Here is a 23,231-nt window from a genome sequence, read left to right on the forward strand (position 1 = left end):
AGCATTCAGGAATGTGAATTTGACAGGACCGGGCCGGCTGGACAAGCTGGCCCGGTTTTCGTTTGTGCGCTTGCGCATGCCAGGGAAAGAGGGATCATGAGCGAAATTCATTCGGGGCATTGTCTTTGCGGCGCGGTGCGGTTTCGTACCTCCGGTCCGCTGCGCGCGGTGACGGCGTGCCATTGCAGCCAGTGCCGCCGCCAGACCGGGCATTTCTACGCGGCAACCAATGTCACCGATCACCGGCTTGAGGTCGAGGGCGCAGAGAGCGTCGCCTGGTATAGGGCGAGCGAGGCGGCAAGCCGCGGTTTCTGCCGCACCTGCGGCTCCGCGCTGTTCTGGAAGGCCGACGGATCGAACAACACCTCCATCATGGTGGGCGCCTTCGACCTGCCGACGGGATTGGCCATTGGCAAGCATATCTTCTGCGCCGACAAGGGCGATTATTACGAGATCGAGGGCGACGCGCCGCGTTTTGCCGCTGCTCGGTAAGTTCTGTCGCCGTTCTACTGCACCAAAGCGGGCCGCTGACAGCGAACGCCCGTCACGCGGATATCGGCCTCGCCGACGCGAACGCCGACGACCAGCAAAAGATTGTAGATCAGCTCGTCGATGGCCGGCGTTACCGCGCCGAGCGTCGAGGCCAGTGCGGCAGTGATCACCTTCGGCGTGCCGAGCGTGAGGAAAAGGACCTGGATGTCGAGGTCGAGATTTTCGAGCAAGGACTTCGTGATCGAGGTGAGGGCGTCGCGCGTTGAGGCGGTTTTCGTGGTGCGCGCCGCGATCTCCGTCGGCGAGAAGGTGAGCTTGCTCCTGGTCAGGTTCTTCGCTTCGACATGGGCGATGGCATCGATGTTGAGCAGACCGGAATCGACGATGCGGGCCTTCTTGACGCGCGGTTCGGTCGAGAAGTTGGAGAGCACGGACGGATCGACGGCGCCGATGGCGATTTCGGCGAGGCCCGGCACGGCGTCGATGGTGACGTTTGCATTGGCCGTGGTGCCGCCAAGGCAGCGGATATCGGCAAGCTTTGCCTCGGAGGCCGCAACCTCTACGTAGAGCGGCAGCTTGATGCGGATGCCGGCAAGAGCCGAAAGCCCATCGACGCTAATCTCGATGGCAAGGCGCGTCTGGGCGCTGCGTACCGCGCTGCCGGGCGCGCCGAGACGATGGGCCGGCGTTTCCACCGGCGGCTCACCGACGGCCAGAGCCACCTTGACGCCGGCAAGGCCCGGCACGCCCGCGCCGAGATCGAGCGCTACCTGGTTCGTGCCGTTGGCGAGAGCCGCACCGGCGGATACGATCTGCATGGCGTTGATCGACATATCCCAGTCGCCGCCCGTTGCGACTGCGATGCCCTTCTTCGGGTCGAGGTTGAGAATGCGGGCAAGAGGCAGCTTGACCTTGCTCTTGCTCGTTGCCTGCTCGAGGGCACGCAGCGCCGAATTGACGGTGCTCGACAGACCTTGCACGGCGCGCATGGAGGCCAGCAGGTCCGGCATGGTGATGCCAGCGTTCAGCACGTCCTCATAGGTCCCGGCCGTCAGGTTGAGCTTTGTCGCTACGGCCTTGAGAAACGGCTGAATGGCGATGTCGGTATCGACGAGCGCCCGGTAATCCATGACCTTCAGCGATATGTTGGTGCCGAGAAGCTTGCCGAGCAGCGCGTTCAGGATGCCGTCGTTCAGGCTTGCGAGCCGCGTTCCGACCGAAAAGGCCGCCGTCTTGGTGCGCGAGGCCGCACCTGTGGCCGAAAGCACCGGCGAGCGCGGTATGAACATCGAGGCGACGAAGAGGTCTGCCGGGCGTGTCAGCCGCACACGCGCGGCATCTGCGTCTGTCGTTGCGGGTTTGAACCGGTCCTGCGGCAGCAGGTCGGGATCGGCGACGTAGCGGCCGCGCTCGACCGTGGCCTCGACGACGGTTGCCTTGCCGAGGTCAAGCGACCGGTCCGCGGGGAGGGACAGGCCGTTCCTTCCCGTGACATTGGCCGGCACGCGATTGAGCGAGAAGAAGGCGGCCGCGGCCTTCTCGGCTTCCACGACGTTCGAGGCGGCTGCGATGGCGGCCAGATCTGCATCGGCCTGAAGCGCACGCTGCTGCACCGTGAGGTAACCGAAGTCCACGCCGAGCGCGAGCGAGAACACCATCAGCGGCAGGCTGAGAGCGGCGAGCGTGCCGATATTGCCGGCGCGGTCCTTGATGAAGGGAAAGCGTTCCATCTCACATGCCTCCCACGCGCACCGTCGCATAGCGGCGGATCTCTTCCTGCGGCAGGGCGAAGGTGAAGAGCTTCCAGATCGGCAGGTCGCTTGAATCGTAGGCGATGGTCACGGTGAACTGGTCGGGATTGCCCGGATCGTCCGCGACCACGACCTGCATCTTCGCGCGGTTGATGAAGGAGTAGTCGAAGCGCGAGGCGTCGAGATAGCGGTTTACCAGCGTGACGCGCTCCGCCGGATTGAGGCCAGCCACCGCAGTGCGCGCCGCATCGGCCGCGATCTGCTGTACCGAGTGTGTCACGCTTAGATAGATGCCGTAGGCGATCATCGTAAACAGCGCCAGGAAGAACAGCGGCGCGATGATCGCGAATTCCAGCGCCGAGGTGCCGGCGCGGTCTTTCGACAGACGGGCGAGGGCGTGCATGACATCTCCTCCATTGGATGGTCGCGGTCAGGCATTTCCGCATCCGGGAGGGATGCACGTTTATCGTGCATCGAAAGTCTTAATTTCCTCTATAGATTGATTTTTGCGATTATTGCATGCCTTAGGTTGCGTCCGGTAGTCATTCCTTTTGCCGCAAGACGTCATGCAGGCGCAGCACTTCCATCTTCAGCGCGGCGATCTCGTTGAGGAAGTGCGTGTCGATCTTGTGATGAAGCGCCATCAGTTCGATCTCCGCTTTCAGGTTCACCTCGTAGTCCTTCGAGGCCTCGAAGCGGTCGCGCATGGCCTGGCGGTTCTGCGACATCATGATGATCGGCGCCTGTAACGCTGCGACCATGGAGAGAACGAGATTGAGGAAGATGAAGGGGTAGGGGTCGAATGCCTCGCGGGTGAGGATGATGGTATTCAGGACCGTCCAGACAAGCAGGAAGATGATGAAGGCAATAATGAAGGTCCAGGAACCGCCAACGCGGGCGATGGTATCGGCCACGCGCTCGCCGACCGATTGCTTGGACTCGTACGCCGCGTTGGTATCCTCGGCGAGAATGCGCCCGGCACGTGAGTTGAGAAGAACCTGGCGTTCGGTCTCATCCAGATGTTCGGCGGGTTTGCCGAAAAGGACCTGCGCGGCGTCGTCGAGAGATTTCATGGTTGGGCTCCGAAAAAGCGAATCGGAGCCTAACCTAGCGCTTTTCCGGCGAAAATCAGTAGCCCGCGCTCATCAGTTCCGCATGGGAATCGAAGAACCGTTCCAGGCCGTATTGTTTGCCGAACATGATGTCGTGCTGCAGGAAGCGGAAATCGCGCACCAGCGGGTCGATCGTCTTCTTGCGCGACCAGTCGGTCGTTGCCTTGCCCTTGGCGTCGATCAGCATGTAGCGGTCTATGACGCGCAGCTTGTCGTGCACAGCGCCGAGGAACCCGGTGTAGTAGGGGTGTTCGAAGCCGGCTTCTTTGAGGACGTAGTAGGAAAGGAACGCCGGGCTGATCGTGCCGATATCCTTCTGGGCGCCGGTCTTGTTGGACCAGACGACGAGCGGGGTCTCGTGTTCCTTCTTCATCTGCTCGGGCGTACCCTTGCGCGAGGCTGTGACGCCCTTCATGTAGCCGGAATTCTGATAGACCGTGTTGAGCGGCGGCAGATGATCGCCGAAGACGACGATGATCGTCTCGCGGTCGCGCTGCTTCGCCCAGTCCATCAGCATCTTGAGGCTGTCGTCGGCTTCCTTCACGCCCTGGGCATAACTTGCCAGCATGCGCTCGCTGCGCGGATCGAGCTTGCCCTCGACACCGATATCGGTCTTGGCGTAACGGCCATCGTCATAGGGGCCGTGGCCCTGGAGCGTGACGGTGAAGAAGAAGAACGGATCTTCCTGCATATCGGCCTGGCGGATGATTTCCTTTGTCAGCGCCTCGTCAGACGTGAAGTTGCCACGCTTTGCCAGCGGCGGCATCTTGTCGACATCCTTGAAGGTCTCAAAACCAAACGCCTTGTAGACGCTGGAGCGATTCCAGAACCAGCCCGAGAACGGGTGGATGGCGCGTGCCGTATACCCCTCCGCGCGGAAGAAGGTGGCGAGCGACGGGATGGGCTTACGCACATACTGCTGGTAGGGAATGCTGCCCGTCGGCAGGAAGGCATTGGAGAAGCCCGTCAGCGCCTCGAATTCGACATTGGCGGTGAGGCCGCCGAATTCCGGCGAGAAGACGTTGCCGCCCTCGTTTTCGCGGATGACCGGCATCGGGTCGGGCGAAAGCTTCACGCTCTCCAGCCGCGTCGGATCCCAGAGCGACTCGCTCATGACGACAATGACATCGGGCTTCGTGCGATGGGAGGTGCCGGCAGGCAGAGGCTTGGACGGAATCTTGTCGATGGCATCAACCATGTAGCCCGAGGGGGCCTGCACATTGGCCATGGGCAGGTTGATGGCGAAGGCCATCATGAAGCCGTTGTGACGGTAGTTCTCGGCCTGATCCCACATGATCGGGAAAATCTTCAGGCGGTCGCGCATCCAGGAGAACTCATTGTAGTCCATGATGGAGGCGAAGCCGGCAAGCAGCGGCACCGCAAGCGCAAGGCGCGCCAGACGTTCCTTGCGGGTCAGCGGACGGAACCGGCGCCAGGCAAAGATCCACAGGCCGATAAGGCCTGCGACGCCCATGGCGACGGCAAGCGCGAGCGCGGCCGCGGTCCATGGACGGTCCTGCACCAGCACGGGCATCAGTTCCAGGATCTGGCGGCCGAAAAGCAGGTCGGTCGGGTAGAGCGGATCGGTGAGAAAGACCTGCTTCTGCTGCGAAATCACGCCCATCAGGATAACGAGGGGCGAGACCAGCAGCACGGCCTTGTGCTGCCGCCCGATCAGCGCATCCAGTGCGAGATAGAGTAGAAAGAACACGCCCGTCGTCGTCCAGCCGGGCTGCTGGAGATTAGTGAGATAGACGTAGGTCTGCTGGATGGAGCCGCGCGTGATAAGCTCGATTGTGACCACCGTGGCGAGCGCCAGGATGCCGGAGACGATCAGGGATCGCAAAACCGCCAGCGTCTTGGCGTGGCGCGCGAGAAAACCCACCCTGTCAGGATGTTTCCCCGTGGCTTCGATTGCCACCGCTGCGGTCGTGAACAGGGCCAAGGCCTTCTCCGATTTCACAAAACTTTCGTCTCTCTGTCATATGGATGTCATCTTGAACAGGAGATGAACGCTTCCCTTAACGTTGCCCACACGCTTTGGTTCAGTCTGTTGCCGCGCAGCAATGGTTGTCGGCTGCATGCTGGCTTACGGGCTTTCACAACAGGGGTTTCCAATCGGTGCGGCTGTTCATTCCCAAAGCTTGCAGGATGCTCTAAAGAGCTTGCGACGGTTCGAGCGTGTGGCCTGCACGACCGGACACAAGAGGAGACGGGTCCGCAGAGATGACTTCCGAGACTGAAAAGACGACGCTGCGCATTGCTGTCGCGCAGTTGAACCCGACGGTTGGCGACGTGGCCGGCAATCTGGCCAAGGCGCGCGCCGCTCGCGCGGATGCCGCAACGCAGGGCGCCGACCTGCTTCTGCTGACGGAACTTTTCATCTCCGGCTATCCGCCGGAGGATCTCGTGCTGAAGCCGGCCTTCCTGAAGGCCTGCCGTCGCGCTATCGATGATCTTGCCACAGACACTGCGGATGGCGGCCCGGGCGTCATTATCGGCTTTCCGCGGCAGGACGAGACCGGCCGCTACAATGCCGTCGCCGTTCTCGATGCCGGCAAGGTCATCGCGGTCCGCGACAAGGTGGACCTGCCGAACTACGGCGAATTCGATGAGAAGCGCGTCTTTGATCAGGGCGCGATGCCGGGTCCGGTGAATTTCCGTGGCGTGCGCCTTGGCATCCCGATCTGCGAGGACATCTGGGGCGAACTCGGCGTCTGCGAGACGCTGGCGGAAAGCGGCGCGGAAATCCTGCTGTCGCCGAACGGCTCGCCCTATTATCGCGGCAAGGTCGATATCCGCCACCAGGTCGTGCTGAAGCAGGTCATCGAGACCGGCCTTCCGCTGCTCTATGCCAACCAGCTCGGCGGGCAGGACGAGCTTGTTTTCGACGGCGCAAGCTTCGCCTTCAACGCCGACAAGACGCTGGCCTTCCAGATGAGCCAGTTCGAGGAAACCATCGCGCTCACGACCTGGAAGCGGCAGGGCGGCGGATGGGTCTGCGACAGCGGCCCGATGTCGCGCATTCCCGAGCGCGAGGAGGCGGATTACCGCGCCTGCCTTCTCGGCTTCCGCGACTACGTCAACAAGAACGGCTTCAAGAACGTCGTGCTCGGCCTGTCCGGCGGCATCGATTCGGCGATCTGCGCGGCCATCGCCGTCGATGCGCTGGGCGAGGAGCGCGTGCGCTGTGTGATGCTGCCCTACCGTTACACTTCGGAGGATTCTCTGAAGGATGCTGCCGATTGCGCCAAGGCGCTGGGTTGCCGTTACGACATCGTGCCGATCGAGGCACCCGTGACCGGCTTCCTTTCCGCGCTGTCAGAGACCTTCGAGGGCACCGAGGAAGGCATCACCGAGGAAAACCTCCAGAGCCGCACGCGCGGCACGATCCTGATGGCGATTTCCAACAAGTTCGGCTCGATGGTGGTCACGACGGGCAACAAGTCGGAAATGTCGGTCGGCTATGCCACGCTCTACGGCGACATGAACGGCGGTTTCAACCCCATCAAGGACCTCTACAAAATGCAGGTCTATGCGCTGTCGCGCTGGCGCAACCAGTATGTGCCGCCCGGCGCGCTGGGGCCGACGGGTGAGGTAATCCCGCACAATATCATCGACAAGGCGCCGTCGGCCGAGCTGCGGCCCAATCAGACCGACCAGGATTCCCTGCCGCCCTATCCTGTTCTTGACGACATTCTCGAATGCCTCGTCGAGTTGGAGATGGGCACGGAGGAGATTGTGGCGCGCGGCCACGACGCGGCAACCGTCCACCGGATCGAGCACCTGCTCTACATCGCTGAATACAAGCGCCGCCAGTCCGCGCCCGGCGTCAAGATCACCCGCAAGAATTTCGGCCGCGACCGCCGCTACCCCATCACCAACCGCTTCCGCGACCGGGGATGAGGGGCGCGGTACTGGCGGTCTTTCTGCGTCTGGTAGTTGTGCGTTAACCTGTGCGATCGAAATGTAACCTCTCTGATTGCAGACAGAGAGGTCAGTGCTAATATGCATTCCTTCTCGGGGAGTGGGTATGGCGCAACGCAGGGCTGTCCTTTTTATCGATGCAGAGAACGTGCCTTCGCGCGCCGCCGCCACGCTTATCGAAGAAGCGACGAAGCACGGCCTGCTGCTTGATCGCCGTATCTATGGAGACTTCTCGAATTCATCCCTCAAGCCGTGGCTGGATGCCGCCGCACTTCACGCCCTCACGTCCCGGCAGACCGTGGCCGGGGCGAATGGCAAGAACGGCGCTGATATCGCCATGGTGATCGATGCCATGGACGAACTTCATTCGGGGCAAGTGGATGTGTTCTGCCTCGCCACCGCCGATAGCGACTTCACCCAGTTGGCAATGCGAATTCGGCGCGCTGGCAAGATCGCCGTTGGAATGGCGTGCTCAAAGGCCTCGAGCCGGTTTCAGACGGCTTTTGACGTCTTCAGGACCATCGGCGCTGTAAAGCCCGACCCAAGTCCAGCGCCGGTGAAAATCACCGAAAAGACTGTTGCAATACAGGCGCCAGATGTTCGCCGCGCGTTAAAGAGTGAACTCCTGCAACGCATTTTCGTCGAGGCGCCGCCGCTGGATGGTCCATGGGTTGCGCTGCCGGACCTCATGAAGACCTTGAACGCGTGTCAACCGAACTTCGATCTGAAGTCGTATGGTCACAACCAGCTCTGCAAGCTTCTGGCCTTTTCCGGCGCCGAACTCGCCGACAAGAACCGCAAGGCCCGTCTGAAGGCACAGCCCCTCAAGAAAGTGGTCGATAACGGCTGAGGCGACAACAGCGTTTTGAACACGCGGACTTGATCACGCAGTCGTGTCGTGCACAATCCGGACGTCAGGTGCCCGCTTGCGGGAGAATCGGGAAACCGGTGCGGGGAGACCCAGATCCGGTACGTGCCCAACGCTGTGACGGGGATGGCTTCACTCTAAAACCTTGAATCGATTCAGGGTTTTGCCACTGGTTGTTCAACCGGGAAGGCAGTTCGAAGTCGTGTGAACCGAAGTCAGAAGACCGGCCTGGCAAGATAGACCGAACCGCGCGGACGGCGGCAGGTTTTGCGCATTGTTGGGGAGATGACGATGCGAACCGAACCGTTGGACCTTCTGGTCCGGGCGGGCGCTTTTCCGCATGAGGAAAAGCAGGCCGTCTACCGCGCCATCGAAACGCGCCGCGACGTGCGCGACCAGTTCCTGCCTGATCCCTTACCGGACGATCTGGTTCGGCGGCTGCTGCAGGCGGCACACAACGCACCGTCGGTCGGTTTCATGCAGCCATGGAACTTCCTTCTCGTGCGCAATCTGCTGACCCGTCAGGCGGTGCATGCGGCTTTTCTCAAGGCCAATGCGGAGGCGGAGGCGATGTTTTCGGGCGAGCAGCAAGAACGCTATCGTGCGCTGAAGCTCGAGGGCATTCTGAAGGCGCCGCTTTCCATCTGCGTGACCTGCGATCCGACGCGGGCAGGGTCCGTCGTGCTGGGGCGAACGCACAATCCGCGCATGGACGTCTATTCCACCGTTTGCGCCGTACAGAACCTCTGGCTTGCGGCGCGCGCGGAAGGGGTGGGCGTCGGCTGGGTCAGCATCTTCCACGACAGCGATATCCGCACGATCCTTGGCATCCCCAATCATATCGAGATCGTCGCCTGGCTATGCGTTGGTTTCGTCGAGCAGCTCTATGGCGAACCGGAGCTGGCCGTGAAGGGCTGGCGGCAGCGTCTGCCACTGGAGGACCTGGTCTTCGAAGAGCGCTGGCCGGACATCAGTTGACGTCGGCGCCTGCGGGACGGCCGAGGTCGATTGCGGATTCATTTTCCGGCAGGAAGGCCGGGCCGACCGTGCGCACCTTGTGCTTGGACGGGTCGTAATCACGCTCCTCCGCCTTGGCCGAAACCTTTGCCTCGTCCTTGCGTGGCTGCGTCTGGATGGTGGTTACGGAGCCGGAGCCGCCATCCGGTGCGGTTTCCGTCGTCATCTCGCCGCGTGCCGCCTTTTCGCGCTTGATCATCTCCTGATAGTAAGCCGAGAGGTTGCAGCCGCAGGCGCCGGGCTTGGAAAGGTCGCGCGTGCGGTAGGCAAAGGCGTTCTGCAATTCAACATAGGTGCGGCCGCTGACCGTGGAGGTCATCTGCTCGGTTTCCTGTCCGCGCCCCATCGCGTGGTAATAGAGTTCCGTCTCGGTCTGTGGGCACATCATCGCGCAGACCTGCTGGTCGCGGCGGAAGTCCATCGGCGAGGCGTTGGAGGAAATCGGGAAGAAACCGCCGTCGCAGGTGCGCACGCATACGGTGCGCAGGTTGCCATGGCCGGCATTCCCGCCCAGCGAGCGCAACTGCAGCCGGTCGCTGCCTTCGGGCGCGGTTCCCAGCGGCAGGGTGCGCGTTTCGTCGAGCGTGCGCAGACGCTCGGTTGCGGCAACAGGCGTCACCTTCGCATCGTTGCAGCCCTCGGTCTCCAGCGAGGAGATCAGCCGGTTGCGTCTGGCCTTCGACGCGCCGCCGCCCGACAGCTCACGCCGCTTGCTGTCGAGGATCTGGAGGTTCTGCTCCATCTTGCCGATGACGGTGGCGAGCGTGGCGCAGGCATCGGCATTGGCGCCGCCGATCACGATGATGCTGCCGCTGGAGCAGCGCAGGCGGCGCTGATCGCTTTTCGCTTGCCTCAGCTGGATGTTCTGGCGTGCGATGGCGGACGCATATTTGCGGGCGTTCGAGGTATCGACCACGACCTTGGGCAGGCTCGCCAGTTCCGCCTTGAGGCGCTGGCACACGTCCGCCGCCGCCGTGCCGCCGGAAGAAAGAAGCGACAGGCCGGTTGCGACGGCAAACAGGAAGCGGCTGCGTCGCTTCACGGTAACGATCCCTATCGATCTTAGAGCATGTCGAAACGGCCGGCGAAAACCGGCATTTCCTATCTTATCATAGGGCGTGCCGGAGCGAGTGCAACGCCGACCGGCATTCGTGCTTAACGGCCACACTGGGCGCCTGCCTTGCAACGGCCCAAGTCACACCCTAAATTGCGGCATCTTCAATACCGACCGGATGGTGCTTCATGGATTTCAACCCGACCGCAAACCGACTTCGTTTTGTCATCGGGGATATCCACATCCATGCCGCACTCCATAACGCTTTCCAAAATCTTGTGGTCCGCGCCTGACGGGAACACGCTTCTTACCAATCTCGACCTGACCTTCGGTGCCGAGCGCACCGGCCTTGTCGGACGCAACGGCGTCGGCAAGACAACGTTGCTCAGGCTCGTCACGGGCGAGCTCGCACCGCAATCCGGGACCGTGACTGTTGACGGGGCGATCGGTCTGCTGCGCCAGACCGTGCAGGTTGCAGCGGGGGAAGCCGTCGCCGATCTTTTCGGCATCGCTGACATGCTCGATCTTCTCGCCCGCGCCGAACGCGGCGTGGCCGAAGCCGACGAGCTTGCCGATGCCGACTGGACCGTGGAGGCGCGGTTCTCCGCCGCTCTCGCGCGCGTTGGGCTCCAAGTGGAGCCTAAAACCCCACTTTCGGCCCTGTCCGGCGGGCAGCGCACGCGAGCGGCCCTCGCGGCGCTGGTGTTCCGTGAGCCGGATTTCCTGCTGCTCGATGAACCGACCAACAATCTCGATCGCGAAGGCCGGCAGGCGGTGATTGACCTGCTTGCCGGCTGGCGGGCCGGCGCGGTGATCGTCAGCCATGACCGCGAATTGCTGGAGACGATGGACGTCATCGTGGAGCTGACATCACTCGGCGCCAACAGCTACGGCGGAAACTGGAGCGCCTACCGGCGGCGCAAGGCGCTCGAACTGGCCGCGGCGCACCGCGATCTCGCCGATGCGGAAAAGCACGCCGACGAGGTGGCGCGCACCATGCAGGCGACCGCCGAGCGCCAGGCTCGCAGGGACAGTGCCGGCCGCCGCAAGCGGGCGCGGGGCGGTACTCCGCGCATCGTTCTGGGCGCCATGAAGGAGCGCAGCGAGCTGACGGGCGGTGCGAATGCGCGACTTGCCGAGGGCCGGCAGGCGGAGGCGGCCGAGGCGATTGCCAAGGCGCGCGAACGTATGGAAGTGCTCCAGCCTCTGACGATGACCGTGCCGCCGACACATCTGCCGACAAGCCGCGTGGTCCTGCGGATGGAGGATGTCACCGCCGGTTACAACCCGGAACAGCCGGTCGTTCGTGATTTCTCCCTTGTCGTTACAGGGCCGGAGCGCATCGCCATCACCGGCCCGAACGGTTCGGGAAAGACCACGCTCTTGTCGTTGCTGACAAAAGACCTGCAACCGGCGAAGGGCAGCGTGCGCCTCTTCACTGATCTCGCCATGCTCGATCAGCGGGTGAGCCTGCTCGATCCGGCCTTGTCGATCCGCGACAATTTCCGGCGGATCAATACCGTAGCGGACGAGAATGCGTGCCGGGCGGCGTTGGCGCGCTTCATGTTTCGGGCCGATGCGGCTCTACAGATGGCGGGCAACCTCAGCGGCGGACAGTTGCTGCGGGCCGGGCTGGCCTGCGTACTCGGCGCCGGCCAGCCGCCGGCCCTGCTGGTTCTGGACGAGCCGACGAACCATCTCGATGTCGATTCCATCGAGGCGGTGGAGGCCGGCCTGCGGGCCTATGACGGTGCGCTTGTCGTCGTCAGCCACGACGAAGCGTTTCTGGAGGCGATCGGCATTACGCGCAGGATTACCCTCTCGGGGCAGCCCTAACGCAAACGACCGCCGGGTTTGCCGGCGGCCGTTTTTATCTCGGGATGCCGCTGACGGCGTCAATCCGGATAGGAGGCTTCCACGACGGCAAGCGCTGCCATGTTGACGACGCCGCGCGAGGTGGCCGACGGCGACAGGATATGGGCGGGCATAGCGGCACCGAGCAGGATCGGGCCGACATGCAGGCTGTCCGTCATCGTCTTGACGACGCCCATCGTGATGTTGGCGGCGTCGAGGTTCGGGAAGACCAGCAGGTTGGCTTCGCCCGACAGCGTCGAGTTCGGCATGACGCGCTGGCGCAGCGTTTCGGAAATGGCGGCATCGCCGTGCATTTCGCCATCTGCTTCCAGCGTCGGGTCGAGCTCGCGCACGATATCCATCGCGCGGCGCATCTTGTAGGCGCTGTCGGAATCGCGCGAACCGAAGTTCGAATGCGAAACGAGGGCGGCGCGCGGCGTGATGCCGAACCGGCGGATTTCCTTTGCCGCCATCACCGTCATCTCCGCGACTTCCTCGGGCGTCGGATCGAAGGTGACATAGGTATCGGTAAAGAAGGTCGCGCCGCGCTGCGAGATCAGCAGACTCAGACCGGAGAAGTCTAGAACGCCCGGCTTCTTGCCAATGATCTGGCTGACGTCGCGCAGGTGCTTGGCATAGCGCCCTTCCACGCCGCAGATCAGCGCATCGGCCTCGCCGCGCTTGACGGCCAGCGCACCGATCACGGTCTGGTTGGTGCGCACGATGGTGCGCGCGGCTTCCGGGATCACGCCCTTGCGGCCGACGATGCGGAAGTAGTCGTCCACATAGTCTCGATAGCGCGGATCGTCTTCCGGGTTGATCACTTCGAAATCGGTATTGGGACGGATGCGCAGGCCGTAGCGCTTCAGGCGCGTCTCGATGATCTGCGGGCGGCCGATGAGGATGGGCTTGGCGATTTCCTCTTCCAGCAGCACCTGAGCGGCGCGTAGTACGCGCTCGTCTTCGCCTTCGGCGAAGATCACGCGCTTCTTCTCGGCGTTCTTCGCTGCCGCGAAGATCGGCTTCATGATGAAGCCCGAACGCCAGACGAAGCGGTTCAGCTGGTCGAGATAGGCGTCGAAATCGGCAATCGGGCGCGTGGCCACGCCGGTTTCGGCAGCCGCACGCGCAACGGCCGGCGCGATGCGCAGGATGAGGCGCTGATCGAACGGTGAGGGGATCAGGTAGTTGGGACCGAAGACCGGCGTTTCACCCGAATAGGCGCGGGCGGCGACGTCGGATACTTCCTCGCGGGCGAGCGATGCGATGGCGCGCACGGCGGCCATCTTCATTTCCTCGTTGATCGTGCGGGCGCCGCAATCAAGCGCGCCGCGGAAGATGTAGGGGAAGCAGATGACGTTGTTGACCTGGTTCGGGAAATCCGAACGGCCGGTGCAGATCATTGCGTCCGGGCGGGCAGCGCGCGCCTCCTCGGGCATGATTTCCGGCTTCGGATTGGCCAACGCCATGATCAGCGGCTTTTCTGCCATGCGCACGAGCAATTCGGGCTTCAGCACGCCGGCGGCGGAAAGGCCGAGGAAGACATCGGCACCGTCGATGGTTTCGGCGAGCACCCGCTTGTCGGTTTCCTGGGCGTAAACGGCCTTCCACTGGTCCATCAGCTCTTCGCGGCCCTTGTAAACGAGGCCTTCGATGTCGTGGACCCAGATGTTTTCGACCTTGGCGCCGAGCACAACCAGCTGGTTGAGGCAGGCGAGCGCAGCCGCACCGGCCCCGGAGGCGACGATCTTGGCGTCGGCGAGGGATTTTCCGGCAAGCTCAAGGCCGTTCAGGACGGCGGCCGCAACGATGATGGCCGTACCGTGCTGATCGTCGTGGAAGACGGGGATATCCATCTTCTCGCGCAACTGGCGCTCGACCTCGAAGCATTCGGGCGCCTTGATGTCCTCAAGGTTGATGCCGCCGAAGGTCGGCTCGAGAGCGGAGATGACATCGACCATCTGCTCGACGGTCGGGGCGTCGATCTCGATGTCGAAGACGTCCACGCCGGCGAATTTCTTGAAGAGGACGGCCTTGCCTTCCATGACGGGCTTAGAGGCGAGCGGCCCGATATTGCCGAGGCCGAGCACGGCCGTGCCGTTGGAAACCACGGCCACGAGATTGGAGCGCGCCGTGTAGTCGGCCGCCGTGCTCGGATCGTCGCGGATGGCAAGACAGGGGGCGGCGACGCCCGGCGAATAGGCGAGCGCGAGGTCGCGCTGGTTGCCGAGCGGCTTGGTGGCGGTGATCTCGAGCTTTCCGGGGCGGGGATAACGGTGGAAGAAAAGCGCCTGCTGGTCGATGTCTCCACTTGCGGGGCCGTTCTGCGTCCGCGGTTTGTCACCGGTGCTCATGATACTCCTGCCATATTCTGTTTTCGTTGCGGGCTTCGTGGCACAAAACCGCCGCGACGTGAAGTTTAACGGGTGTACCATAAAGCCGCATTCAACGGCGGGTGCAATGCCTATTTGCCTGCCGAAAATGCATAGGTGTGTCATCAATCTGAAATAGGAGTCTGGTTTTCAGGAGACCGAGAGCTGCCCGTCATGACGATGACCGTGGTGGCCGGCCACCGGAGACGAACGCATGACCGTGACCCCTGCCGACCCTGATGTCCGCCACTTCCGCACGCTCTTCATCTCGGATGTGCATCTGGGATCGAAGGCCGCCAAGGCCGATTTCCTGCTCGACTTCCTGCGGCATCACGAGGCCGAGACCATCGTGCTCGTCGGCGATATCGTCGACGGCTGGCGGCTCAAGCGAAACTGGTACTGGCCGCAGGCCTTCAACGATGTCACGCAGAAGATCCTGCGCAAGGCGCGCAAAGGCACACGCATCGTCTATATCCCCGGCAATCACGACGAGTTCCTGCGCGATTTCCCTGGCACGCATTTCGGCGGTGTCGAGGTGGCCGAGCGCATGATCCACGAAGGCGCTGACGGCAGGCGCTATCTCGTGCTGCACGGAGACGAGTTCGACGTGGTCGTGCGTCATGCGCGTGTCGTCGCCTATCTCGGCGACTGGGCCTATGACGCGGCGATCGCGATCAACGTGGTCTTCGCCGCCATCCGCCGCCGGCTCGGCCTGCCGTACTGGTCGTTCTCTTCATGGGCGAAGCAACAGGTGAAGTCGGCCGTCAATTTCATCGGCGAGTTCCAGAAGGTCGTCGTCGAGGAGGCACGCCGCAACAACGCCGATGGCGTCATCTGCGGCCATATCCACCACGCCGTCATCACCGAAATCGACGGCATCCGCTACATCAACAGCGGCGACTGGGTGGAAAGCTGCACGGCGATTGCAGAGCATCACGACGGCGAGATGGAGTTGATCACCTGGCAGACGATGGCCTCCAGGCCCGCAGCTATCCTTGCCGTGTCCCACCAGATGCCTGCTATCGAGACGCGCGAACGGGTCGGCGCAGAGGCCGCCTGACGCGTTCTCGCGCGCGGCCGGGATAAGGCTGGTATGGCCGGGCGGCCCCCGGACAGAGTGCCACCGCCTGAAAAATCGTGGATTGGCCTGTGCCCTCCAGCATGATAGAGCGGCAAGCGTTTCAATGCAGGTTTCCCGCCAATGACGCCCCCTTCCGGGTTCAGAGTTACCGCCGGCGCGCCGCCGTTCTTCGCCGTACGGATCGCGCTTGTTTTCTGCGCGCCCATGATGGTCAACGGCATTGCGCTGCCGTTTTTCCCGGTCTGGCTGGAAACGCTTTCGCTTACCGATTTCCAGATCGGCATCGTGCTTGCGGTGCCGCTGTTCGTGCGGGTCTTCACCGCGCCGGTCGCGGGCGTCATCGCCGACCGGATCGGCGAGCGCTCGGTCGTGCTTCTGTGGTCGGCACTGCTCTCGCTTTTGACGGCCGTGGCACTGTTTGCGACCGGCTCGTTCTGGCCGATCCTGTTGCTCTATACGCTGCAGGGCGCGGTCTATTCGCCCTATGTGCCGATCACCGAGGCAATCATGCTGTCAGGCGTGCGGCGCTGGAATTTCGACTATGGCCGCATGCGCCTGTGGGGATCGCTCGCCTTCATCGTGGCGACGATGGCGGGCGGCTGGCTCGCCGGGCTCTATGGTGGCGCCATGGTGCTGCCGGCGATGGCGGCGGCTTTCGTCCTGACCGTCGTGGGCGCCCTGATCGCGCCGAAGATCGGCAAACCGCGCCGGCCGTCGCCGATTGCCGCCATCGCGACCATGCCGACCAAAAGCACGCTTCGACAAAGCGATGTGCAGCTCATGTTGATCGGCGTTTCGCTCGTCAATGCCAGCCATGCCATGCTGTTCGCCTTCTCGGCGATCTACTGGCAGAAGATGGGTTTCAGCGGCGTGGATGTCGGGATCCTCTGGAGTGCGGGCGTTCTGGCGGAGGTGGTGTTCTTCCTGTTCGCCGTCCAGCTCAGGCGGCGGTTCAATCTCTGGTCCATGATGATCGTCGGTGCGTCGGTCGCCGTCGTGCGCTGGATCGTCTTTCCGATGGAGATGTCGTTCGCCGGCTACTTCGCGCTGCAGTGCCTGCATGCCTTTACCTATGCGCTCATCCATATGAGCGCGCAGAGCCGCCTCGTGCAGCGCGTTTCGGAAGAGCAGGAGGCGGCGGCGCAGGGGCTCTATTTCTTCTACACCGGCATCTTTACGGCTCTGGCGACCTTCGTATCGGGCTATGCCTTCAGCTGGTACGGTGTTCAGGGCTTCTATCTGATGTCGCTCGTCGCTGCGGCCGGTCTCATATCCATCGTCGCGGGTCGATTGCTTGCGCCGTCCGCTCAGCCCCAGAGCGCCGGCTCCGGCGGATAAACGTCGGAGCCATCGTAGCGCAGGGCTGGCTCCCGGTCGCGGGCCAGCAGCAGCGGCCCGTCGAGATCGACGAAGTCGGCGCCCTGCGCCAGAAGCACGGCCGGCGCCATGCCGAGTGACGTGCCGACCATGCAGCCCACCATGATTTTCAGCCCCTCGGCTCGCGCCGCCTGCCGAAGCGCCAGCGCTTCCGTCAGGCCGCCGGCCTTGTCGAGCTTGATGTTGATGGCGTCGTAGCGGTCGGCGAGGCCGGCGACATCGCTCGTGCGGTGCACGCTTTCGTCGGCGCAGACGAGCACGGGACGCGCCATGCCGCGCAGCGCCGAATCGTTGTCCGCCGGGAGCGGCTGCTCGACGAGGGCGATGCGCGCCTCGGCGCAGAGGGCGAAGTGATGGGCGAGGTTGTCCGGCGTCCAGCCCTCGTTGGCGTCGAGGATGATGGCGCTGTCGGGTGCCCCCGCGCGCACGGCGCGAATACGGGCCTCGTCGTCGGCCGTACCGACCTTGACCTTGAGCAAGGGACGCCAGGCATGCTCGGCCGCCTGCCGCTGCATGGCCTCCGGCTCGCCAAGGGAGAGCGTGTAGGCCGTCACCAGCTTTTGCGGCGCCGTTGTGTCCAGCACCTGCCATGTCGGGACGCCGGACAGCTTCGCCTCAAGGTCCCAGAGGGCGCAGTCCAGCGCATTGCGTGCGGCCCCCGCCGGGATAAGGCGTGCAAGCTCCTCGCGGCCGATGCCGCCCTCGATGGCGCCGCGCATATCCTCGATGGCGGCAAGCACGCCCGGCACCGATTCGCCGTAGCGGGCATAGGGTACGCATTCGCCGCGTCCCACGGCGCCCGAGGCGCCAATCGTGCAGGTCACGACCTCGGCGGTGGTCTTTGCGCCGCGCGAAATGGTGAAGGCGCCGGCAATCGGAAAGCTCTCGGCGGCGGCGAGGAGTGTTCTGCGCATCGGATCGGCTCTCCCGGTATTGAAAAAAGCACAAGTGGGCAGGCTTTTGCGCCTTCGTTCGGTGACAGACGAGGCGCGAGTCGATAAGACAGGGCATGTTGTCCCACGCACGGGAAGATGCAAGCGACTTGGCCACGAACACCAATACCCCCGCCGAGATAAAGACCGAGAGCCTGACGGGTGGAGCCGGCGAGATCTGGCGTCTGTCCGGCCGCTGGATCAACACGACGGCTGTCGCCGCCTCCAGGCAGCTCGACGGCATGAAGGGCGATACGGCGGGGCCGCTGGAGATCGACCTCGGCGGCGTCGAGGAAATGGATACCGCCGGCGCATGGCTATTGCGCCGCGCCATCACCGAACGTCAGTCGGGCGGCGGTGAGGTCAACATCACCGACCGGCAGGGCGCACGTTATGCGGACCTGATTGCGGCACTGCCCGAAAAACTGGCCGAGCCCGGAGACGCGCGCGGCGCGGCCGGCTCCCGCTTCGAGCGTATCTTCGCGCCCATCGGTCGCGTCGTGATCGACGTCTGGAACGACACGGTCGCCGCCATGTTCATTCTGGGATCGGCGGTGCGCGGTGCGCAGCTCAAGCTGGGCCGCAAGAGCGGTGTTTCGCCCGCCGCGATCGTGCACCAGATCGACCATATGGGCGTGCGCGCCGTTCCGATCATTCTCCTGATGTCGTTCCTCATCGGCGCAATCATCGCGCAGCAGGGCGCTTTCCAGCTGCGCTATTTCGGTGCGGAAGTCTTCGTCGTCGACCTCGTCGGTATTCTGCAGTTGCGTGAAATCGGCGTTCTGCTCACGGCCATCATGATCGCCGGCCGCTCTGGCAGTGCCATCACCGCCGAGATCGGCTCTATGAAGATGCGCGAGGAGATCGACGCGCTGAAGGTGATGGGGCTGAGCCCCATCGGTGTCCTCGTCTTTCCGCGGCTCGTTGCGCTGACAGTCGCGCTGCCGCTTCTGACGATCATCGCCAACTTCGCCGCACTTGCGGGTGCTGCTTTCGTGGCCTGGGCCTATTCCGGCATTACCTTCGATACCTTCCTGTCGCGCCTGCGCGAAGCCATTGACCTGTCGACCATCGTCTCCGGCATGATCAAGGCGCCCTTCATGGCGCTCATCATCGGCATCGTCGCGTCGGTGGAGGGGCTCAAGGTCGGCGGCAGCGCCGAATCGCTCGGCCGCCACGTGACGGCCTCGGTGGTGAAGTCGATCTTTGTCGTCATCCTCGTGGACGGGCTCTTCGCCATGTTCTACGCCGCAATCGACTTCTAGGAATGCAGATGGACCCGGTTTCGGCAGATCAGAAGGACGTCGTGCTCTCGGTCAAGGATCTGACCGTTGGTTTCGGCACGAAGGTCGTTCTCGACAAGCTCAATCTCGATATCTACCGCGGCGAAATCCTCGGATTCGTCGGCGCATCCGGTACCGGCAAGTCCGTTCTGATGCGCACCGTGCTGCGGCTTCTGCCGCGCCGCGGCGGCAACATTCAGATCTTCGGCACGGATTTCGACAAGGCGACGGATTCCGAGCGGATGGCGCTGGATATGAAGCTCGGTGTCCTCTTCCAGCAGGGTGCGCTGTTCTCGTCGCTTACGGTGCGGGAAAATATTCAGGTGCCGATGCGCGAATATCTCGACCTTCCGCAGGCGATGATGGACGAGCTGGCACGGCTGAAGATCGAGCTTGTCGGCCTGGCACCTGACGCCGCGGAGAAATTCCCCTCCGAGCTTTCCGGCGGCATGATCAAGCGCGCCGCACTGGCCCGTGCGCTTGCGCTCGATCCGGCGCTGGTCTTCCTCGACGAGCCGACTTCGGGTCTCGATCCCATCGGTGCGGCCGAATTCGACGCGCTGATCGCCAAACTGCGCGACACTCTGGGCCTCACCGTGTATATGGTGACTCACGACCTCGACAGCCTGTTTTCGGTATGCGACCGCATCGCCGTGCTCGGGCAGAAGAAGGTTCTCGTCGAAGGCACCATCGAGGACATGCTGGCCTTTGACGATCCTTGGGTGCAGTCCTATTTCCAGGGCAAGCGTGCACGCTCGATCGTGCGATAGACATGAAGGACATCCGGGAGCATCCCGTCCCGGCGGATGGAACTGCGAGCAGGACTGAAGAATGGAAACGAAAGCCAATTACGCCCTCGTCGGTTTCTTCACCGTGCTGGTCATGGCGGCCGCCTTCGTGTTCGTCTACTGGATGTCGCAATACGGTCGTGGTGGCGAGATGGCGCAGCTGGCGATCCGCATTCCGGGTTCGGCCAACGGCCTGTCCATCGGCTCGCCCGTGCGCTTCAACGGCATACCCGTCGGCTCTGTACGAAGCCTTGCCATCGACAAGGACGATCCGCGCTTCTCCGTCGCCATGACGGAGGTCGCGACCAGCGCGCCTGTGAAAAAATCCACCTCCGCCGTGCTTGAGGTCCAGGGTCTCACGGGCGCTGCCTATATCGAGCTTTCCGGTGGTTCGGCTGGCGATCCGAACATCCTGCGGGACGCCTTCGACAACGAGACGGCCGCCGTTCTCGAGGCGGAGCAGTCGAGCGTGACCAACATCCTGTCGACGGCCGACAAGATCCTCAAGCGCGCCGATGCAGCCATTACCGACGTTCAGGGCTTTGTTGCCGATGCGCGCGGCCCGCTCACCAAGACCATCCAGAACGCCGAGCGCTTCTCCGATTCGCTTGCCGCCAATGGCGAGAATATCGACGAGTTCCTGAAGAGCGTCGGCGGCCTTTCCGATACGTTCCAGAACCTGTCCGGCCGGCTGGATTCCACGCTTGCCTCGGTCGATTCGCTGATCAAGGCAGTCGATCCGAAGAAGGTCGAGGATTTCGTCGGAAATGTTGACAAGGTGAGCAGGGACATCGCGGATGCATCCAGCAACGTGAAGGCAACCGTCGAGGGCTTCCGCAAGACTGCCGAGACCTTCGATACCTTCGGCAGGAATGCGACGGCCACGCTGGACAAGGTGGACAGCCTGATTGCGTCCGTCGATACGCAGAAGGTCAGTGGTGCCATCGACAACATCTCGGTCGCGACCCAGGATGCGCGCAAGGCGATCTCGTCCGTAACAGGGGTCGCCGACAAGATCGGCGCCCGTCAGGAAGACATCGACCAGATCATCACCGACGTGCAGCAGATGAGCAGCAAGCTCAACGCGGCGTCCACGCGCGTGGATGGCGTTCTTGCCAAGCTCGACGGCTTCTTGGGCGAGGGCGATTCCGAATCGCTGTTTGCCGAGGCCAAGGCGACATTGCAGTCGATCAAGCAGGCGGCGGATACGCTCAACGGCCGGATCGGTCCCATTGCCGACGGGCTTCAGCGCTTCTCCGGCTCCGGTCTTCGCGATGTCGAGGCGCTGGTGCTCGACACGCGCCGCACCATCCAGAACCTCGACAGCGCGATCTCCGGTTTCGAGCGGAATCCGCAGCGTCTGCTGTTCGGCGGAGACACCGTCAAACAGTATGACGGCCGCACACGCCGTTGATATCCCATGAAGTGTGGCCGTATCTCCACAACGGCCGCTCAGCTCTCGTTTGCGTGCAAGGACTTGGCCCGCACCACCGTGACAGCCTGCAAGGCCGCTGCTACATATCGATATCAAGGGTTTCGAGGATAATATGACGGTATCGGGTATCGAGATGTGGCGGAGAGGGCCTGCGGCGCGGATCGCACTCTCGGCTGTTCTGGCTGCATCCTTGGCCGCCTGCGGCGGTGGAGCGGCCAAGAACGATACGTTCAGCCTCACATCGGCGGCGCCGGTCGAGGGACCGTCCGCGAAGAACCGGCAGATTCTCGTGCCGCAGCCGACCGCTCTGAAGGCGATCGACAGCGAGCAGATCGTCATCCGTCCGTCGCCGTCGGAGATCCAATATCTCTCGCAATCGCAGTGGAGCGATAGCCTCACCAAGATGGTGCAGGCCAAGCTCGTACAGGCGTTCGAGAACACCGGCCGTTTCGGCGGTGTCGGTACGCCCGGCCAGGGGCTGGCCATCGACTATCAGATCGTGACCGAGATTCGCGCCTTCGAGGTTCAGACCTCCGGCGCCGGCACCGCGATCGTCGAGATTTCCGCCAAGCTGCTCAATGATCGCAACGGTTCCGTGCGGGCGCAGAAGGTGTTCCGGGCTACGGCGCCGGTTCGCGGAGCGGGCAACACCGCCTTCGTGAAGGCGCTCGATGCGGCCTTCGCCACGGTCACTGCCGATATTATCGGCTGGACGCTGAAAACGATCTGATCGATCTTTCCGCTGGTTTCGGCCGCGCGCTGCCCTTGGGGTCGCGCGCGGCCTTTTCACATCAGGCCGCTTCGACGCCCTGGATGGCAGAGACCTTCCAGTCGCCGCCGTTCCTGCGCAGGAACGTCCATATCTCGACGGTTTCCGTGAGATTGTCCGGATCGCCGGATACCAGCTTGCCTGAAGTGCGGTCGCGCATCACGTCGATGCTCTCATAGCGCATGGCGACCGTGGCATAGTCGTCGGTGCCTTCGCGCCAAGCCTCTGCTACATCGCCCTGCACGAGGTGGATGTCACGCACCTCGTTGCGCAGGCCCTGCGTGGCGTTGTCGCCAATCTCCTCGGCGAGGTAGGACATCGCCTCTGGCGTCGTGATCTGGCGCAACGTGCGGAAATCTTCCGCCGCATAGGCGGCCTGCAATTCCTTCAGCATGCTTTCGAACTGTTCGAGGTCTTCCTGCCGGACGCCGATCTCGTCGCCGGACTTCGGCTGCACCGCCTCCTGGCGCTGGCCGCCGCCGATGCGCGGGATCTCGAAATCCGAGCCGTTGCTGCCCTGATACGCGCTGCGCGACGAACCAGCACCCGCATAGGCAGGCGCGTTCTTCTGCGCGAACATACGGCGGATGAACAGGAAAGCGCCGGCGATCAGCAGCACCTGGAGGAGCAGGCCGAGGAAGCCGATGCCGCCGCCGAGCCCGTGACCGAGCAGCATGCCGACGAGGCCGCCGAGCATCAGGCCGCCGAGCATGGAGCCCGCGAAGCCACCGAACAGGCCCGGACGCGGGTTCGTTGCCGTGCTGTTGCGACCTGCGGCCTGCTGGGTGGACGGCTGGCGCGTCATCGTGCGGTCGATCGGCTGGGCTTCGTTCGGCGCGGTCCGTGTCGTGGAGGGCGTGGAGAAGGTGCGGGTGCCACGGCTGCCAAAACCACCGCCGGCGCGACGCGCTTCGGCGACGTCCACAACCGTCATCATCACGACGAGCGCCACTGCCAGCGTCGCGAGAAGGCGTCCAAACCCCTGTATTGCAATCATATTCGTCTCTCTCCCTTACGGCATAAGGCCCATGGCTGGGGATATAGAGGCTGGCGGCTGCGAATATAAGAGAAAGGCGCGTGGAAACGACACGGGCGGCTCACAAATGCGTTATCGCCATC

Annotated in this window: 19 protein-coding genes and 1 riboswitch; of the genes, 11 read left to right on the forward strand and 8 right to left on the reverse strand. The window is 63.3% G+C overall.

Annotated features, from left to right (window positions below; translation table 11 throughout):
* Positions 1–96: 96 nt before the first annotated feature.
* Complete coding sequence (locus MKI86_RS06710) at positions 97–492, forward strand: GFA family protein (protein ID WP_241598919.1); 396 nt, start codon at positions 97–99, stop codon at positions 490–492.
* Between the two features lie 14 nt (positions 493–506).
* On the opposite strand, the gene MKI86_RS06715 is transcribed toward MKI86_RS06710, so the two are convergent.
* From MKI86_RS06715 to MKI86_RS06730, 4 genes are all read right to left on the reverse strand, one after another.
* Positions 507–2,222: a pilus assembly protein TadG-related protein gene (locus tag MKI86_RS06715; protein WP_241598920.1), complete on the reverse strand. Its 1,716-nt coding sequence runs from the start codon at positions 2,220–2,222 to the stop codon at positions 507–509.
* Position 2,223: 1 nt separating this feature from the next.
* The gene (locus MKI86_RS06720) at positions 2,224–2,646 is read right to left on the reverse strand and encodes a TadE/TadG family type IV pilus assembly protein (protein ID WP_241598922.1); all 423 of its coding nucleotides are present in this window, start codon (positions 2,644–2,646) and stop codon (positions 2,224–2,226) included.
* A 139-nt stretch (positions 2,647–2,785) separates the two neighbouring features.
* Positions 2,786–3,316, reverse strand: a complete 531-nt coding sequence (locus MKI86_RS06725) for a DUF1003 domain-containing protein (protein ID WP_241598924.1) — start codon at positions 3,314–3,316, stop codon at positions 2,786–2,788.
* Between the two features lie 55 nt (positions 3,317–3,371).
* Positions 3,372–5,276 (reverse strand): LTA synthase family protein, encoded by a 1,905-nt coding sequence (locus MKI86_RS06730; RefSeq protein ID WP_241599303.1) that lies wholly within the window; start codon positions 5,274–5,276, stop codon positions 3,372–3,374.
* Between the two features lie 305 nt (positions 5,277–5,581).
* On the opposite strand from MKI86_RS06730, the gene MKI86_RS06735 reads away from it, so the two are divergent.
* The 3 genes from MKI86_RS06735 to bluB all read left to right on the forward strand — a co-directional run bounded on the left by MKI86_RS06735 (position 5,582) and on the right by bluB (position 9,128).
* Positions 5,582–7,261, forward strand: coding sequence for an NAD+ synthase (locus MKI86_RS06735; protein WP_241598927.1), 1,680 nt, complete (start codon positions 5,582–5,584; stop codon positions 7,259–7,261).
* A gap of 127 nt (positions 7,262–7,388) precedes the next feature.
* Positions 7,389–8,132: an NYN domain-containing protein gene (locus MKI86_RS06740; RefSeq protein ID WP_241598929.1), complete on the forward strand. Its 744-nt coding sequence runs from the start codon at positions 7,389–7,391 to the stop codon at positions 8,130–8,132.
* A gap of 49 nt (positions 8,133–8,181) precedes the next feature.
* Positions 8,182–8,396, forward strand: a riboswitch (cobalamin riboswitch).
* A gap of 45 nt (positions 8,397–8,441) precedes the next feature.
* On the forward strand, positions 8,442–9,128 hold the full coding sequence (gene bluB, locus MKI86_RS06745; RefSeq protein ID WP_241598940.1) for a 5,6-dimethylbenzimidazole synthase: 687 nt from the start codon (positions 8,442–8,444) through the stop codon (positions 9,126–9,128).
* On the opposite strand, the gene MKI86_RS06750 is transcribed toward bluB, so the two are convergent.
* A complete protein-coding gene (locus MKI86_RS06750) occupies positions 9,121–10,209 on the reverse strand; it encodes a DUF2865 domain-containing protein (protein WP_241598941.1) in 1,089 nt (362 codons plus the stop codon). The genes bluB and MKI86_RS06750 overlap by 8 nt on opposite strands.
* Positions 10,210–10,467: 258 nt before the next feature.
* Between MKI86_RS06750 and MKI86_RS06755 the strand changes: the two genes are divergently transcribed.
* Positions 10,468–12,057 carry an ABC-F family ATP-binding cassette domain-containing protein gene (locus MKI86_RS06755; RefSeq protein WP_241598943.1) on the forward strand — a complete coding sequence of 530 codons (1,590 nt, stop codon included), beginning with the start codon at positions 10,468–10,470 and terminating at the stop codon, positions 12,055–12,057.
* Between the two features lie 59 nt (positions 12,058–12,116).
* Here the strand turns inward: MKI86_RS06755 and MKI86_RS06760 are convergent, their stop codons facing one another.
* A complete protein-coding gene (locus MKI86_RS06760) occupies positions 12,117–14,429 on the reverse strand; it encodes an NADP-dependent malic enzyme (RefSeq protein ID WP_241598945.1) in 2,313 nt (770 codons plus the stop codon).
* A 232-nt stretch (positions 14,430–14,661) separates the two neighbouring features.
* Here MKI86_RS06760 and MKI86_RS06765 point away from each other — a divergent pair, with 232 nt between their 5' ends.
* Together MKI86_RS06765 and MKI86_RS06770 are read left to right on the forward strand one after the other, a co-directional pair.
* Positions 14,662–15,507: a UDP-2,3-diacylglucosamine diphosphatase gene (locus tag MKI86_RS06765; protein WP_241598947.1), complete on the forward strand. Its 846-nt coding sequence runs from the start codon at positions 14,662–14,664 to the stop codon at positions 15,505–15,507.
* A 141-nt stretch (positions 15,508–15,648) separates the two neighbouring features.
* Positions 15,649–16,866, forward strand: a complete 1,218-nt coding sequence (locus tag MKI86_RS06770; protein ID WP_241598959.1) for an MFS transporter — start codon at positions 15,649–15,651, stop codon at positions 16,864–16,866.
* On the opposite strand, the gene dgcA is transcribed toward MKI86_RS06770, so the two are convergent.
* Positions 16,836–17,819: an N-acetyl-D-Glu racemase DgcA gene (dgcA, locus tag MKI86_RS06775; protein ID WP_241598961.1), complete on the reverse strand. Its 984-nt coding sequence runs from the start codon at positions 17,817–17,819 to the stop codon at positions 16,836–16,838. The two genes, MKI86_RS06770 and dgcA, sit on opposite strands and share 31 nt — an antisense overlap.
* 95 nt (positions 17,820–17,914) lie before the next feature.
* Here dgcA and MKI86_RS06780 point away from each other — a divergent pair, with 95 nt between their 5' ends.
* The 4 genes from MKI86_RS06780 to MKI86_RS06795 all read left to right on the forward strand — a co-directional run bounded on the left by MKI86_RS06780 (position 17,915) and on the right by MKI86_RS06795 (position 22,073).
* Positions 17,915–19,102, forward strand: coding sequence for an ABC transporter permease (locus tag MKI86_RS06780; protein ID WP_241598963.1), 1,188 nt, complete (start codon positions 17,915–17,917; stop codon positions 19,100–19,102).
* A gap of 8 nt (positions 19,103–19,110) precedes the next feature.
* Positions 19,111–19,890, forward strand: coding sequence for an ABC transporter ATP-binding protein (locus tag MKI86_RS06785; RefSeq protein WP_241598965.1), 780 nt, complete (start codon positions 19,111–19,113; stop codon positions 19,888–19,890).
* A gap of 61 nt (positions 19,891–19,951) precedes the next feature.
* Positions 19,952–21,322: an MlaD family protein gene (locus tag MKI86_RS06790; RefSeq protein WP_241598966.1), complete on the forward strand. Its 1,371-nt coding sequence runs from the start codon at positions 19,952–19,954 to the stop codon at positions 21,320–21,322.
* A gap of 133 nt (positions 21,323–21,455) precedes the next feature.
* Positions 21,456–22,073 carry an ABC-type transport auxiliary lipoprotein family protein gene (locus MKI86_RS06795; protein ID WP_241598969.1) on the forward strand — a complete coding sequence of 206 codons (618 nt, stop codon included), beginning with the start codon at positions 21,456–21,458 and terminating at the stop codon, positions 22,071–22,073.
* Positions 22,074–22,134: 61 nt separating this feature from the next.
* Here the strand turns inward: MKI86_RS06795 and MKI86_RS06800 are convergent, their stop codons facing one another.
* Positions 22,135–23,109 carry a Tim44 domain-containing protein gene (locus MKI86_RS06800; protein WP_241598971.1) on the reverse strand — a complete coding sequence of 325 codons (975 nt, stop codon included), beginning with the start codon at positions 23,107–23,109 and terminating at the stop codon, positions 22,135–22,137.
* Positions 23,110–23,231 lie beyond the last annotated feature (122 nt).

Source organism: Shinella sedimenti (assembly GCF_022601905.1).
Lineage (GTDB): Bacteria > Pseudomonadota > Alphaproteobacteria > Rhizobiales > Rhizobiaceae > Shinella > Shinella sedimenti.